This window comes from Ruminococcus flavefaciens ND2009 (assembly GCF_000621785.1).
Taxonomy (GTDB): Bacteria; Bacillota; Clostridia; order Oscillospirales; family Ruminococcaceae; genus Ruminococcus; species Ruminococcus flavefaciens_C.
Genome location: NZ_KK211347.1, coordinates 40,229 through 55,453, shown reverse-complemented (window position 1 = coordinate 55,453; position 15,225 = coordinate 40,229). Strand labels below are relative to the sequence as shown.

The window sequence follows — 15,225 nt, the reverse complement described above, 5'->3', positions numbered from 1 at the left end:
ATATCAAAGAAAACAGCGGTTTTTGAACCGCTGTTTTTGTATTCTTCACATTTTCCACTTAATCTGCAAAAAATGAGTTGATATTGTAGAATTTGTATGATATAATAGAGTCAGAGAATGGTCCTCAGTGTTCTGTTCTCGAGGGAGCGATGCTCTCCTGAAGCCTGCAAAGGCTTAAATAAATCATCCTCATTGTCCGATACCGGAGTTTCAGTGTTCTTCGGTGTCGGGATTTTTTTATTTCAAATAAAAAAGGTCAGCTTCGGGAATGCTCCCATGCTGACCTTTATGTTTTAATCCTCTGCCTTGCCTGCCTTCAGACGGGTAAGATAGTCCTTTGTCTCGGCAGCTACGACTCCCGAAAGGCATATGAGTGCTATGACATTTGGCAGCGCCATGAGTCCGTTAAAGATGTCTGCTAAGTTCCATACAGCCTCTACCGTCAGATAGGGACCGATGAATACTGCCAGTATGTACAGCCATCTGTATGCGATGGTCACCTTTTTCTTTGAGCCTGTCAGATATGAAAGGCAGCGCTCGGAATAGTAGTTCCAGCCGAGAATGGTGGTAAAGGCGAATACCGCAAGACAAGCCATGAGTATGAAGGAGGACACCCTCTCAGGGAAAGGGAGTCCGTAATTGAAGGCGTCTGTGGTAATTGCAACACCCTCAAGCCCCTTTTCGTGGCTGCCCGCCATTACTATGGAAAGTCCGGTCATTGTACAGACAAGGATAGTGTCGATGAATGTGCCTGTCATGGTGACAAGTCCCTGACGTGCAGGCTCGTTGGTCTTTGCAGCTGCCGCAGCTATAGGCGCTGAGCCCAGACCTGCCTCGTTGGAGAATATTCCCCTTGCAACGCCGTTCCTCATGGAGAGCATTATCACCGAGCCAACTGCTCCGCCTGCTATGGGACGAAGTCCAAAGGCGCCCTTGACTATCTCAGCGATCGCTGTGGGTATCTCGGAAACGTGGCAGAAAATGATGATAAGACAGCATGAAACGTAGGCAACTATCATCGCAGGAACGATTATCTCGGAGATCCTGGCGATACGCTTGATGCCGCCGATAACGATGAGCGCCACCAGCAGGGTTATGATCGCGCCTGCTATGATGGTGGTCCAGGTCTGCTCCATGCCGAATATGGTCACGGTATGCGCGGACTTGGGGTCAAAGAAGTTATTGGCAGCTGATGTGATACCGTTTATCTGGGTAATGGTGCCGATACCCATGAGTCCCGCACACAGACCGAATACTGCAAATGCCTTGCCCAGCCATTTCCAGCCCTTGCCCAGACCGTTCTCTATGAAGTAGAAGGGACCGCCCAGTATATCGCCGTTTTCGTCCTTGACGCGGTACTTTACGGCAAGAAGTCCCTCAGCGTATTTGGTAGCCATGCCGAAGAAGGCTGCCACCTCCATCCAGAAAAGAGCTCCTGCTCCTCCTGCGGCAACTGCCGTAGCAACACCCACGATATTGCCCGTGCCGACGGTAGCGGAAAGGGCGGTACACAGCGCGGAGAAGCTTGAGACCTCGCCGCTGCCCGATTCCTCGTTCTTCACCATGTACTTCAGTGCCTTGCCCAGCTTTCTGACCTGGAGGAAGCCCAGCCTGACCGTGAGCAGTATTCCGCAGGCGATTATCAGCACTATAAGCGGTATGCCCCAGACATAGCTGTCTATTTCACTAATGATGTCATTGAATTTATCCATACGCAGCTCCTTGGTTGTTAATTTTTTCTCAATCTTTAAAATTATATCATATATGTTCTGAAAAAGCAAGGGGCGCGGAGAAAATTTCCGTTCAAAGCCGATGAAAAACGCCCCGCAGCTGCGGGGCGTTTCGATTCTTACTTTACTGTTGTGATGTCGCTGCCGAACCACTTCTCGGAGATCTCTCCAAGCTTGCCGTCAGCCTTCATCTCGCTGAGCTGCTTCTGAACCTCGTCGCGGAGCGCCTGATCGTTCTTTCTGAAGCCGATAGCGTACTCCTCAGCCTCAAGGTTTCCGTCAAGGATAACGTAGTCCTTGTCGTGTGAGGTGATGAGGTAGTTTGCAACTACTGAATCAAGGAATACTGCGTCAGAGAAGCCAAGCTCCATCTGGTTGAGTGCAGTTACGTTGTCCTCAAGAGGTGACTCTGTAATGTCTGCGTAGAGATCGGCTGCCTCAAGTATCTCCTGTGCGGTGGAGCCTGTCTGTACGCCGATGGTCTTGCCTGCCAGGTCGTCCATGGACTTGATCTCGCTGTCAGCAGGAACAACGAAGATCATCTCGTTCTTCATGTAGGGTTCTGAGAGGTTCATAGCCTCTGCTCTTGCAGGGTTGATGGACATACCGTTCCAGATACAGTCGATCTTGCCAACGTTCAGGTCCTCTTCCTTGGTATCCCAGTTGATGGGAGTCTTTACAAGCTCAACGCCCATTCTGTCACAGACCTCCTGTGCAACGTCGATGTCAAAGCCGACTATCTCGTTGCTCTCATCTGTAAAGCCCATGGGAGGGAAGCTTGCGTCCAGACCAAGTACCAGCTTCTTGTCGTCCAGTACCTTCTGGAGGGACTGATCCTCGGCAGCAGCGTCGGCGCTTTCAGTATCAGCAGCAGCTGTTGTATCAGCCTCCTGTGCAGCAGTTGTGGTCTCTGTCTCGGACTTCTTTGGCTCTGATGCCTTGTTGGGGTCTGAGCAGCCTGTAAATGCGCCCATCATTGATACGGCAGCAATACCTGCCAGAATGCTTGTGAAAATATTCTTTTTCATTGGTGTGTTCCTCACTTTCGTATTGTTACATAGATGCTGACTATATCATAGCACATTTACGCGGCGGTGTAAAGTCCGCGGCGGCAGATTTCGTAACTTCATCTAAATAATCTAAGTTAAGTCGGCGTAATTTGGCGCGTATGCGCTAAGTTTAGAGTTGAAAGTTGAGAGTTAATGTGTTCGCTTCGCTCACAATATTCAAATATCGTCGCCGCAGGCGACTACACAACTTTCAACTTTAAACTCTCAACTCAAATCAGAATGCCCCCGGGCGTTTTGAAGCGCTCAGGGGCATTGCTGTATTACAAAGGAATATATATCTTATCTTACTTCTGTTCTCTTACAATTGCCCTGCTTCCGATGAAGGTCAGCAGGAAGTATCCGCCGTAAATTAGTACCACAACTCCTGCGGTAAAGAGCATGGACTTGAATATTCCGCCGCTTACCAGCATTGAAAGCATGAACTTTGCCAGTCTCATACCGAAGTAGGAATGGAGGCAGGCAAGCAGCAGAGGCAGCGTGAAGAATATTGCCGACTGTGCGAATACGGATCTGGTTATCTCATTTTCCTCTACGCCCAGCTTTCTCAGCATTGTGTATCTGGAAGCGCTGTCCGAGCTCTCCGAGAGCTCCTTCAGTGCGAGGATAGCTCCGCAGGAAACAAGGAATACAAAGCCGATGTAAAGTCCGAGAAATGTAACAAGTGCGCCAAGGTCGACAGCACTGTTGGCTGCCTCAATCTTTGTATCCATATAGATTCTCGTACCTGATGATTGACTGTCACCAACTATATTTTTCTGTGCTTTTTCCCAATTTTCCCTTGCGGTCTTTTCTGCTTCGGCAAGCTCCTTCTTGTCATTGGCAGAATAATTGCCGACAACTATATTCACGCCTGCACCGCTCTCTTCAACAGCACCGTCGGGAACGATGAATACTCCTCCGTTTATGGGCTGCATTGACGGGCGTACATAGCTGTAAATAGTTTTCTGAGAATGAGGAACCAGCTCATTGCCAAAAACGTTTATCACAGGATTATCCTCAAGAAGCATCTCGTATATCGAAACAAATCCCGAAAATGTGGCACATATAGCATACTCATCGTCGTTCAGCTCCAGTGCCTTACCGCCGTAGAGCTTCATAAGTGCATTATAATCACTGAGCCTGATCATTTCAAGGCGGTAGTCATCCATCTGACCGATGGATCCATATTCATCTGTCAGTTTATCAGTTTTATCCCCGATATATCCCAGCACAGTGAATCCGGGATCGGTATAGATATGGAAATTGTGGTATTCACCGAGATCATCTTCAATGCTGAGCCCCTGATCGCTGTAATTCTTTTCTATATCTGTATACATAGGCTGATCGTCATTATCCTGTTTTTCCATTTCGCCGTAGAAATCCACGGGAAAGAACTCCTCAACCTGCTCGTTCATGTTGTTTCTGATAACGAAAGCAGAGGAAAGTGTGCAGATAGTAACGAAAAGCATGAGACAGATAACTGTCATGGAAGCAACTGTGGTGTTGACCTTGCTGCTTATCTGGCGGAAGGTAAAGCTGTTGAGTCCGCGGTGATACAGTCCCTTTACGGACATGATGACTCTCAGGAGCATTCCTGCCACGGACCAGAAAATGAAGAAGGTGGAGACTGCACCCATAATGATGGCTGCAAGTATCTTCTTGGGACCGAGATCCATCTGGTTCCAGCCCACCATGTAGTAGGCATAGCCCAGAACCGCAGCTGAGATAAGGAACACGATCACGCAGAGCCAGGGATTCTTCATGGTTATCTTCTCGGAGCGTCTGCCCGACTGCATAAGAGTGATGAGCCTGCACTTTCCGATGACGATACCGCTTCTGATGATGACTACCGCGTACATGATGCCGAAGTAGATTATGGTCTTTGCGATAGCTGAGCCCGAAATGGTAAACTTAAAGCTTGTCATATCGGCTTCAAAGAGGTTTGCAACTACTGCGCTCATGACCTGTGAAAGTCCCACGCCGATGAGGAGTCCCACAAAAAGTGAGCCTATACCGATCATGACTGTCTCACAGAGGAGAAGGGCGGAGATCTTCCATTTGCTCATGCCCAGCATCATATACAGGGCGAACTCCTTGTTCCTCCGCTTCATCAGGAAACGGCTGGCGTAGACTATGAGGAGTCCCAGTACAACGGCTACGAAGACGCTTACTGCGGATATTGCCTGCACCAGGAACTTGATGAACTCCCTGTGATCCTCGGAGACATTGAGGAAAGCGGTCTGAGTCTCGATGGCGTTGAATACATAGAAAACCGCAACTCCAACAACGAGGGTGAAGAAATACACGGCGTAGTCCTTCAGGCTCTTGCGGATATTGCTAAATGAGATCTTAAAGAGCATCGCTTACGTCACCTCCGAGCAGAGTAACAACGTCGATTATCTTGTCAAAGAACTGCTTGCGGCTGTCGCCTCCGCGGTTTATCTCGTTGAACACCTTTCCGTCCTTGATGAAAAGCACGCGGGAAGCGTAGCTTGCCGTGAAGGAGTCATGAGTTACCATGATGATAGTTGCATCGTGCTCATGGTTGAGGTAGCCGAAGCGCTCAAGGAGCATCTTTGCCGACTTTGAGTCGAGAGCTCCCGTAGGCTCATCTGCGAGGACAAGCTTGGGGTTTGTAACGATAGCTCTTGCGGAAGCAACTCTCTGCTTCTGACCGCCCGACATCTGATAGGGGTATTTATTCAGCACCTCTGTGATTCCCAGCTGCTCAGCAACGCTCTTTACCAGCTTGTCGATGTCCTTTGCGGAGCGCTTCTGAATGGAGAGCGCAAGGGCGATGTTCTCGTAAGCTGTCAGTGTGTCCATAAGGTTGAAGTCCTGGAAGATGAAGCCCAGCTTCTCGCGGCGGAACCTGTTCAGCGCCTTGCCTTTGAGCTTTGTGATGTCGGTGTCCTCAAGAAAGATGTGACCTGCGGTAACGCGGTCGATAGTTGAGATACAGTTCAGCAGTGTGGTCTTGCCGCTTCCCGAAGCTCCCATTATAGCCGTGAACTCTCCCTTGTCAACGGTGAAGGATATGTCATCGACAGCCTTGGTGAGACTTGACTTGTTTCCGTAATATTTCTCGACGTTCTGTAATTTAAGTAATGCCATTTCTGTATCTCCTTATTCTGCATTAATTGTTCTCTTTTTTCTTCCCATGTACCATGCGCACAGGTAATAAACTGCCAATGTGCTCCAGAAGATGGCGTCTACCACATCATTGCGGGGGGCGCCTGCGGTCTTGGGTCTGAATATCTCATATAACTCAACGCCGCTGAGGGGCACTATGCAGACACTGCTGACAATAAAAAGAACTCTGATGATTTTTGAAGCAAGATTTTTCATAAGATCATTTCCTTTCGGTATTTATCTTCGGGAACTCTTTTTCCCTTTCCATGATCTTATTATACACCCGCAAACATTTCAGGTCGCGCGTTCAATATTACGCAACATTACAATTTTGTAAGGTTGCGTCAGTAATTAGTAGGGACGCCCATCGGGCGTCCGCTATATGATCATATCATCTTGTAGAACTGATTTTTTGCAAAGGCTATGGTGAACTCGGTGTACTCGCCCTTTACCGATGAGGCGGTTATGCTGTGCCCCAGCCTTTCACAGAGGCTCCTGACGATATATAGTCCCATACCCGTGGATTTGGCGTAGGAGCGTCCGTTCTCGCCTGTGAAGCTCTTGTCGAATATCCTCGGCAGGTCTGCCTCGGGTATGCCTGTGCCGTTGTCGCGGAAGCGAAGGAGCACTCTGTCGGGGAGCTCCTCGGCGGATATACGTATGACAGGCTCCCTGCCCTCAACGGTGTATTTGAGGCTGTTTGCCATGAGCTGTCCCAACATGAACTCCAGCCACTTGCCGTCGGTCATTACCGACAAGTCAAGCCCCTCGGTCTCGATTGAAGCTCCGCAGAGCTGTGCGGATTCGCGGTTTTTCAGCGCCACATTCGCCACGGTGCGCCTTAGGGGAGTCTCTTTTATAATGTAGTCCTTCTCCGCATTCTCGGAACGGGCATAGTAGAGCACCTGATCTGTATAGCCGTCAATTCGTCGGAGCTGCTCCTGGAACTTCTCACCCAGCTCTCCGCTGTGATTATGTGCCATGAGCTGAAGGCTCGCCACGGGCAGCTTTATCTCGTGTACCCACATCTCTATGAACTCGCGGAAATCATCGGCAGTGCGCTTGTAGTCCGCCACGTTCTCGCACATGGACTTGTTTGCCTCACAGAGTGCGTCGAACATTATCTGTCCGTCCAGAAAGGAGGGCTTTTTCAGCATTTCGTGGATAAGGTATTTCTTGTCAAGACCGTCCAGCTTGCCCTGCATATCGTCGTAAAAGCGCTTCTTCCGCAGAAATCCCGCTGTCTCCTCGGCTATGAGGAACAGCCCGAAGATAACGCAAAGCGTCGCGGTAAGCTGACCGCTGACCCTGAAGGCGGTGAGAAAAAGCAGCATAAGTCCCAGTGAGACTGCGGCAATGAGGAAGAACCACATCCTGTCTTTAATATAGTCCCAAAGCTTCATCTAAGTATGTACCCCTGCTTCTTTCTGGTCTCGATGGCGTCCTCACAGCCCAGCTCCGCCAGCTTTGAGCGGAGTCGGCTTATGTTGACGGTGAGAGCGTTGTCGTTTACGAATTCGTCATTGTCCCAGAGAGCCGTCATCAGCTCGTCGCGGGTGACGATGGAGCCCTTTCTGTCCAGCATGAAGCGGAAGATTATCATCTCGTTCTTGGTAAGTGTCATTTCGCGGCTGCCGTCGGAGAGGCTTCCCTTGGCGTCGTTGACCTGCAAGCCGTTGTAGGTCTGCACAGAGGCGGCAGCGGCAGAGCGCTTCAGCACGGCGGAGATCCTCAGAAGGAGTATGGTGGGGTTGTAGGGCTTGGTGATGTAGTCATCGGCGCCGTAGCTCATGGACAGCACCTCGTCGGTCTCGGAGGTCCTGCTGGTGACCATGATGACGGGAGTATCGGTCTCTTTTCGTATCTCCTTCAGCAGCTGTTCGCCGTTAAGATCCGGTATGTTTATGTCCATAAGAATAAGGTCAGCCTTTGCAGCAAGGACCTCCGCGCGGGAGTTGGCAAAGTCCGTAAGGCACTCCGCCTCATAGCCCGAATTCCGCAGGAGCTCCGCAAGCTCCTCCCTTATGGATCTGTCGTCCTCTACTATATATATCTTGCTCATATTGCACCTCGTGAGTATTATTCTGAAACTCCCATAATTATAGCATAATTGCTTCAAAAAGGCAAGGCACGCGGAGAAAAAGCTGCCTTGCACAAGAGCTCTGCCGCGAAACAGCCGGCGGGGGCTCGCCACTTATAGCATAATTGCTTCAAAAAGGCAAGATACGCGGAAAAAAAGCTGCCCTGCATAAGAACTCTGCCGCGAAACAGGGGGCGGCGGCTCGCCGCTAACTACAAACCGCAAATGCTTGACTTTTTCTGCCGCTTTGTTATATAATATATAATGACTAAGGGTCATTATTATTATCATCACACTTGGAACGAGGAAACTATCATGAAAAAGATACAGGTATATTCGGGAATAGGGGCTCTCCCATCGGGGCTCGCCTCAGATAACATCACAGAGGGCTGCATGGTACTGGAGGGCGGCGCCTTCCGCGGCGTTTACACCTCGGGTGTCCTTGACGCTCTCATGGAGGAGGATATAAATATGCGCTGCACCGTGGGCGTCTCCGCAGGCGCTCTCAACGGCGTCAACTACGTCACGGGACAGATAGGACGCTCGGGCAGGATAAACCTCCGCTACCGCCATGACAGCCGCTATGTGGGCGCAAAGGCTATCCGCCGCAACAAGGGCATTATAGGTTTTGATTTCGTCTTCGGCGATATGGACAGAGTTCCGCCCCTTGACAAGAAGCGCTTCATGGACAGGTCAAGGCAGTTCTACATAGTTGTCACAAATCTGAAAACAGGCAGGACCGAGTTCCTTGAGAAAAATTCGGGAATACCGCCTCTCCGCGCAGTCCGTGCCTCGGCTTCCATGCCCTTTGTCTCAAAGCCCGTCATCATTAACGGAACTCCCTATCTGGACGGCGGATGCAGCTGCAAGATACCCTATCAGTTCGCCATAGACAAGGGCTTCGACAAGATAATCGTCATAAAGACAAGATACGCGGAGTTCAGAAAGCCCGTCAGCACAAGGCAGCTCCGGGCGGAGAATATCGTCTACCGCAATTACCCCGAGTTTGCAAAGGCTCTCATCAACAGCAACGCCGACTACAACAGACAGTGCGACGAGCTGGAGAAGCTGGCTGATGAGGGAAGGATATTCCTCATAACTCCTTCGGAGGCTATTGATATAAGCCGCCTTGAGGGCGATATGGAAAAGCTGGGTCACCTCTACCACATGGGCTATAAGGATGCTAAAGCAAATCTCACCGCCCTGAGAGAATACCTCAGCAGGTAAAAAAAGCGTACCACAACAAAAAACCGCAGTTTAAAAACTGCGGTTTTCTTTTTACTGTGCAGACGCTAATGCTGCGGCGGCTTTTCTCTCCTTCTTCTTGAGACCCTTCTTGGTCTTTCTGAAGCAGAAGCCGATGATAAGCTCCGCTGCGCCTATTGCGATAAGCATTACCGAGAAGGGCAGCAGCAGGCTCTCTGTCAGGTAGAAGCACACATTGTGTGTGAAGGTAAAGCCGATAGCCGAGCCAACGATAACGATAAGTCCCGTCAGGAACACGATGAGTCCCACAAGGGTGAATATAGTTCCGTAGAAGCCTGTGACAAATCTTGCCCGTCTTCTTACGATAGCTGCTATCCAGATAAGGAACAGCAGGAAGAGTGCTCCGAGGATACCTATGGTGATGAAGGAAGTAGCGTAGCTTACCTTGTTTACGTCAAAATGCAGCTTTCTGCTCCACTCCTTTACGCTCATGGTGTCAGAGAACTTGTCCTTTTCCAGGTTTTTCTGGAGGAGGTCGTAGTTCTCCTCTGTGAGCTCATAGTCGAACTCCTTTACGGCAGCGTCCTTGTTGCCTCTGATAAAGTCGTTAACGAAGTCCTCAGCAGTTATTGACGGGTCGCCGTCCTCGCCGTCAATTATGTAGTCAAGATAGCCCTCTGCGACTTCGCCTGCATACTCACGGAAATCGGCAGCCAGCATAAATCTCTTGAAGCCTGCTTCATCGGCAGCTCCCTTTGTTGCTGTTCTGAAGCCCAGAGAATCATAGAGAGTCTTTGACATCTCCTTGCCGTCGAACTGAGCTGTGAGAGTCGTATCGGCGTCCAGCTTCTCGGCTCTGCGTCTGATGATACTGCCGTTTGCTCCCACCTTTACCGCGGTGAGGAAGCTGAGGAGCAGCAGGAATATTATAGTAAAGATAGTCACCAGTGAAGCGCCGAATACCCGTCCGCCGCCTACCTTTGCCTTAGCCTTTGGCTTAGACTCGGTCTGTGCAGGCATAGGTGCAGGTGCTGACTGAGGCATAGGCTGGGACTGGGGCATGGGAGCGGGCTGTACGGGAGCCTGCTGCTGTGCGGAATACACAGGCGGAGGAGGAAAGCTGCCGTTCTGAGGTCTGTTTTCCTTTCCCGCAAGCTGATTGGCGTGTACATTATAGGAGCTGTAGGGCTCGTTCTGTATGGGTATCTTCATGGTGTCGCTGTTGTCGTTGAGATCATCGGGAGCACCGTTCACAGGCGGCTCGGGAGCCTTCTCCTGCTTTGGGAAGCTTGCGGGCTTGTCAAAGACATTCTCCGCAGGCGGTATTGGTTCAGCCTCGGGTATCACCACCGTATCAGCGGTACTGAGTATCTCGGTGGGCTCGTCCTCAAGAAGCTGAGCCTGCTCCTGCGTAAGGCTGAGAGCCTCCTCGTTATCGGCGATGACTTCTTCAAGATGGGGCAGTATAGAGGTGGGCTCGTCGTCGATATGAACGCTGTGAGCTTCCTCATCTTTCAGCGAAGCGCCGCACTCGGTGCAGAACTGTGCGTCATCGGGCAGTTCGCTTCCGCATTTATAGCATTTCATGAAATCCCTCCTGTAGTAGTATTGGGGCTTATGCTGTAATAATTATAATTCATACGGTAAAATATGTCAAGTAAAAAAATTATGACATTAGATTACATATCGGTGTTATTTTCCGATTTAGCGCAGCTGCTGTCATGAAGCCGCGAAAAAGCCCGCATAAGCGGGCTTTTTGTGTGATTTTATTTGGTTTGTAAGCTTGTACTGTGCAGAGGCTTATTCCTCTCCCTGAACAATGGCTTCCGCCTGCTCATCTACGGTATCATAGATATTCCAGTCAACTCCCCAGGGCTCCCAGGGATTTATCCCATCTTCCGGGAGCACAGAATCAGGATCGTTAAAGGAATCCCACGTATTCCATGGATCCCAGGGATACATTGCTTCAAAATCCTCTTCTGTGAGTTCGGAATCAGGATCAATCAAGGGATTAAAGGGGTTCCAGGGATTTTCAGGATCCCAGGGATCCCAATTTTCAAGTTCCCCGCTCAGCTCGCCGGTTTCGGGATCAATTTTCAATCCCCATGGATAAACAGGCCATTCTAACGATTCTTCATCCCACATATCGGGATCAATGCTGAAATAATCAGTAACATCTGTGATAAGTGAGGAGATGAAATCCTCAAGCTCCTGGTCAGTCTCGTCGGTCTCCACAGCTGCATAATATGACAGCACCAGTGAAGCGTCCATGGCATTTATGCTGCCGTCCTTGTTGACATCACAGATACTCATTATCGCCTCTGTGAACTCTGCTTCTCCCACAGATACATCTGCATACAGACTGAGTATGTTCGAGGCGTCTACTGCGTTTATCTTTCCGTCGCCTGTAGGGTCGCCCAGCTTAGCACCGTCTGTCTCTGAAGCAGCAGCTGCCGTGAAAGCGGTCATGGTTGTCAGGAAAGCACCCGCCAAAACCCCTGTTAATATTCTCTTTATGTTCATAATGACTATGCCTCCTTAAACGTCCATAGAATTTTTATGTAACTTCATTATATAATAAAAAAGCGCCGATGTCAACGGAAAATGGATTTAATTCACAGAATTACGTTAATTGCGTCACCTTTTGTTATGCATTTGCAAGATAATCGGCAAAGCTCTGAGTTGCTTTGGTCGTTGAGGTATAAGCGTAATATGAAAGCACAACGGAAGCGTCATAAGCGTTTACAGCGCCGTTTTTGTCAACGTCACCTGCGAGAAGCTCATCTGCGGTAGGCTTGTCGTCGGTGGTTGAGTATCTTGCGTAATCAGAGAGTATTATAGAAGCGTCCAAAGCATTTATTGCACCGTCAGCATTGGGATCGCCGGGAGATACTGCCTTTTCTGCGTCAAGGGCAGCAAAGATGAAGCCTGCTTTTTTTGCGGTGCTTTCATTTGCCTCTTTTTCGAGGGTAGAGCCCTTATAGCCGTAGCAGGTGCAGGAAAAGCTGTCATCACTTAAAGGATAGCCGTTTTCGTCTGTTCTTGTTCCGCCGAATACAAAATCAAGACGGGAAGAGATCTCACAGTCAGGGTTGAGTATGGTGAGTTTCTCTATGTCATAGCACTCAAAGAATGCCCAGCTGTCTATCTTTGTGATATTTTCCGGGATAGTCAGCTCCTTGAATTTATTGTTTTTAAAGCTGCGTAGGGGTATCTCTTTAACGCCCTTTGGGAAATCAATGGATTCAAGAGCACAGTCGCTGAAGCAGCTGTCGGAAAGAACTTCAAGGCTCTCGGGGAGCTTTACTTCCTTTAGCGAGGTACAGCCGTCAAAAGCAGATCTGCCTATACCGGTAACTCCCGAGGGAATATCTACTTTTTTCAGGGACTTGCAGCCGTGAAATGCAAATTCGGGGATAGACCTGATATTGGCAGGGAGTTTTATGCTTGTAAGATTGATACAGCCGTCGCACATATTTTCACCAAGCTCGTCGATAGTGTCAGGGAGAGTGATAGAGGTTATATTATCAGAGTAAAATGCGCCGTCGAATATTTTGGTAACGGGCAGACCATTGATCTCTGACGGTATCACCACGTCACCCTTTTTATCGCCGCAGTAATTTACAACAGCATAGTCCGAAAACAGATCAAATTGCATATCATCGTAATACACGGTATCCTCGGCTTCCGTCCAGGCGTAATAGACCGCGTTTGCCGTTGCCGGAGCAAGGCTGAATGAAAGAAAGGCTGCGGTAATGAATGCTGATATTTTTGAATACTTCATAAAAAGGAACTCCTTTGCTGTATGATTATAAATTATATCATTCGCAGAGAGGTATGTCAAATAATATTCGTGCTTTTAGTCGTTCTGCACTAATAAAAAGGCGGATTTCCGCTTTTTCGCTAACTTGCATTTTTATTGCTTATGTGATATAATAGAAATAACCGTTTCTTTCATTCGGAAACGGAATCTTTACACTCAGATTGGAGCGATTTTTATGTCAAAAAGACCCTTTTACATCACTACGCCTATCTATTACCCATCGGGCAATCCCCACATAGGCCACTGCTATACAACAGTTGCCTGCGATTCTATCGCCCGTTATAAGCGAATGCAGGGCTATGACGTAATGTTCCTCACAGGCACAGACGAGCACGGTCTGAAAATAGAGCAGAAGGCTGCCGAGCAGGGCGTGACTCCCAAGGAGTACGTTGACGTCATCGTTGACAGGTTCAAGAGCCTGTGGAAATATATGAACATCTCCTACGACAGATATATCAGAACTACCGATGACTACCATGTGGAAGCCGTTCAGAAGATATTCAAGGCTCTCTATGACAAGGGCTATATCTACAAGGGCGAATACTCCGGCAAGTACTGCACTCCCTGTGAGAGCTTCTGGACTGATTCTCAGCTGGACGAGAACGGCTGCTGTCCCGAATGTCACAGACCCGTAAAATACGCCAAGGAGGAGGCTTATTTCTTCAAGATGTCTCCCTTTGCAGAGCGCATTGAGAAGCTTCTCCTTGAGACAGATTATCTCCGTCCCAAGACAAGAGCTGTTGAGCTTGTAAACAACTTCATCAAGCCCGGTCTGGAGGACCTCTGCGTTTCAAGAACTACTTTCAAGTGGGGCGTACCTGTTACATTCGACGAAAAGCACGTTGTATACGTGTGGATAGACGCTCTTTCAAACTATATCACAGCTCTCGGCTATGAGAACTCCGCACACAATGACTTTGAGAAGTACTGGCCTGCAGATGTTCACATGGTAGCAAAGGACATCATGCGTTTCCACGCTATCATCTGGCCTGCAATGCTCATGGCACTTGACCTGCCCCTGCCCAAGCACCTTGCTGTTCACGGCTATATCACCATGCAGAGCAAGGGCGGCGAGAGCGTCAAGATGTCGAAATCCCTCGGCAATGTTGTTGACCCGTTCGTACTGGGCGAGCGTTACGGCTGTGACTCCATAAGATACCATATCCTCCGTGAGATGGCTCTGGGAGCAGACAGCTTATTCTCAAACGAGATAATGATAAACCGTATAAACTCCGACCTTGCAAACGGCTTCGGAAACCTTGTTTCACGTACAGTTGCAATGGTGGACAAGTACTTCGGCGGCACTATCCCCTCAGAGCGTGAGGGCGATGCCCTTGACGAGGAGTTCAAGGCTGTTGTCACAGGTCTCCTCCCTGAGGTGGACAAGTACATCGACGAGACAAAGCTGAAGCAGGCTCTTGAGGAAATATTCAAGGTGGTTGACCGCGCTAACAAGTACATCGACGAGACCGAGCCCTGGAAGCTTGGCAAGGACGAGACAAAGAAGGCTCGTCTGGCATCGGTGCTCTATAATCTTCTTGAAGCTATCCGCGTAACATCTGCGCTCCTTGCACCATTCATGCCCACTGTTATGCCTAAGGTATGGGAGCAGATAGGCGCTTCCGCAGCCGATGTGGAGTACGAGAAGCTGGGCGTATTCGGTGTTCTTCCCGAGAACGTTACCGTTCACAAGGGCGAGATACTCTTCCCCAGAATAGACGTTGACAAGGAGATCGAGGAGCTCAACGCAATTCTTGCAAAGAACATGGCTGAGGCTCAGGCAAAGCTCTCCTCAGAGGAAAAGGGAGAGGCAGCTGCCGAGCCTGAGAAGATAGAGCTGAAGCCCGAGATAACCATTGACGACTTCGCCAAGGTAGAGATAAGAGTTGCCAAGGTAACTGCCTGCGAAAAGGTAAAGAAGTCCGACAAGCTCCTGTGCTTACAGCTTGACGACGGCATGGGCGGACGTCAGGTGGTATCGGGAATCGCACAGTATTACGCTCCCGAGGACCTCATCGGCAGGAAGATACAGCTCATCGCTAACCTCAAGCCCGTAAAGCTCAGGGGTGTTGACAGCAACGGAATGATATGCGCCGCAGATACTCCCGACGGAGTAAAGGTGATCTTCGTTGATGACAGCATTCCCGTAGGTTCAAAGATAAGATAACAAGAAAATATGAAACGCCTCCGCAGGACCGACCGTAG

General features: G+C 49.5%; 12 protein-coding genes. 2 read left to right on the top strand and 10 right to left on the bottom strand.

Features of this window, described 5'->3' with window-relative positions:
• Positions 1-293 precede the first annotated feature (293 nt).
• The 7 genes from T488_RS0110625 to T488_RS0110595 all read right to left on the bottom strand — a co-directional run bounded on the left by T488_RS0110625 (position 294) and on the right by T488_RS0110595 (position 7,973).
• Positions 294-1,712 carry an alanine/glycine:cation symporter family protein gene (locus T488_RS0110625; RefSeq protein ID WP_028520780.1) on the bottom strand — a complete coding sequence of 473 codons (1,419 nt, stop codon included), beginning with the start codon at positions 1,710-1,712 and terminating at the stop codon, positions 294-296.
• Positions 1,713-1,849: 137 nt separating this feature from the next.
• Complete coding sequence (locus T488_RS0110620) at positions 1,850-2,758, bottom strand: amino acid ABC transporter substrate-binding protein (protein WP_028520779.1); 909 nt, start codon at positions 2,756-2,758, stop codon at positions 1,850-1,852.
• Positions 2,759-3,084: 326 nt separating this feature from the next.
• Positions 3,085-5,139: an FtsX-like permease family protein gene (locus tag T488_RS0110615; protein ID WP_028520778.1), complete on the bottom strand. Its 2,055-nt coding sequence runs from the start codon at positions 5,137-5,139 to the stop codon at positions 3,085-3,087.
• Positions 5,129-5,893, bottom strand: a complete 765-nt coding sequence (locus T488_RS0110610) for an ABC transporter ATP-binding protein (protein ID WP_028520777.1) — start codon at positions 5,891-5,893, stop codon at positions 5,129-5,131. Before T488_RS0110610 ends, T488_RS0110615 begins: the two co-directional genes overlap by 11 nt.
• Before the next feature lie 12 nt (positions 5,894-5,905).
• Positions 5,906-6,127 carry a hypothetical protein gene (locus T488_RS0110605; RefSeq protein WP_028520776.1) on the bottom strand — a complete coding sequence of 74 codons (222 nt, stop codon included), beginning with the start codon at positions 6,125-6,127 and terminating at the stop codon, positions 5,906-5,908.
• A 170-nt stretch (positions 6,128-6,297) separates the two neighbouring features.
• Complete coding sequence (locus T488_RS0110600) at positions 6,298-7,314, bottom strand: sensor histidine kinase (protein WP_028520775.1); 1,017 nt, start codon at positions 7,312-7,314, stop codon at positions 6,298-6,300.
• A complete protein-coding gene (locus T488_RS0110595; RefSeq protein WP_028520774.1) occupies positions 7,311-7,973 on the bottom strand; it encodes a response regulator transcription factor in 663 nt (220 codons plus the stop codon). The genes T488_RS0110600 and T488_RS0110595 overlap by 4 nt, the downstream gene beginning before the upstream one ends.
• A gap of 333 nt (positions 7,974-8,306) precedes the next feature.
• On the opposite strand from T488_RS0110595, the gene T488_RS0110590 reads away from it, so the two are divergent.
• A complete protein-coding gene (locus tag T488_RS0110590; RefSeq protein ID WP_028520773.1) occupies positions 8,307-9,218 on the top strand; it encodes a patatin-like phospholipase family protein in 912 nt (303 codons plus the stop codon).
• 51 nt (positions 9,219-9,269) lie between these two features.
• Here the strand turns inward: T488_RS0110590 and T488_RS0110585 are convergent, their stop codons facing one another.
• The 3 genes from T488_RS0110585 to T488_RS0110575 all read right to left on the bottom strand — a co-directional run bounded on the left by T488_RS0110585 (position 9,270) and on the right by T488_RS0110575 (position 12,981).
• The gene (locus T488_RS0110585) at positions 9,270-10,784 is read right to left on the bottom strand and encodes a zinc-ribbon domain-containing protein (RefSeq protein ID WP_028520772.1); all 1,515 of its coding nucleotides are present in this window, start codon (positions 10,782-10,784) and stop codon (positions 9,270-9,272) included.
• 213 nt (positions 10,785-10,997) lie between these two features.
• On the bottom strand, positions 10,998-11,720 hold the full coding sequence (locus tag T488_RS18830) for a dockerin type I domain-containing protein (RefSeq protein ID WP_028520771.1): 723 nt from the start codon (positions 11,718-11,720) through the stop codon (positions 10,998-11,000).
• A gap of 124 nt (positions 11,721-11,844) precedes the next feature.
• Entirely contained in the window at positions 11,845-12,981 is a 1,137-nt protein-coding gene (locus T488_RS0110575; protein ID WP_028520770.1) for a leucine-rich repeat protein, read from the bottom strand.
• A gap of 214 nt (positions 12,982-13,195) precedes the next feature.
• Here T488_RS0110575 and metG point away from each other — a divergent pair, with 214 nt between their 5' ends.
• Positions 13,196-15,187, top strand: a complete 1,992-nt coding sequence (metG, locus tag T488_RS0110570) for a methionine--tRNA ligase (RefSeq protein WP_028520769.1) — start codon at positions 13,196-13,198, stop codon at positions 15,185-15,187.
• Positions 15,188-15,225 lie beyond the last annotated feature (38 nt).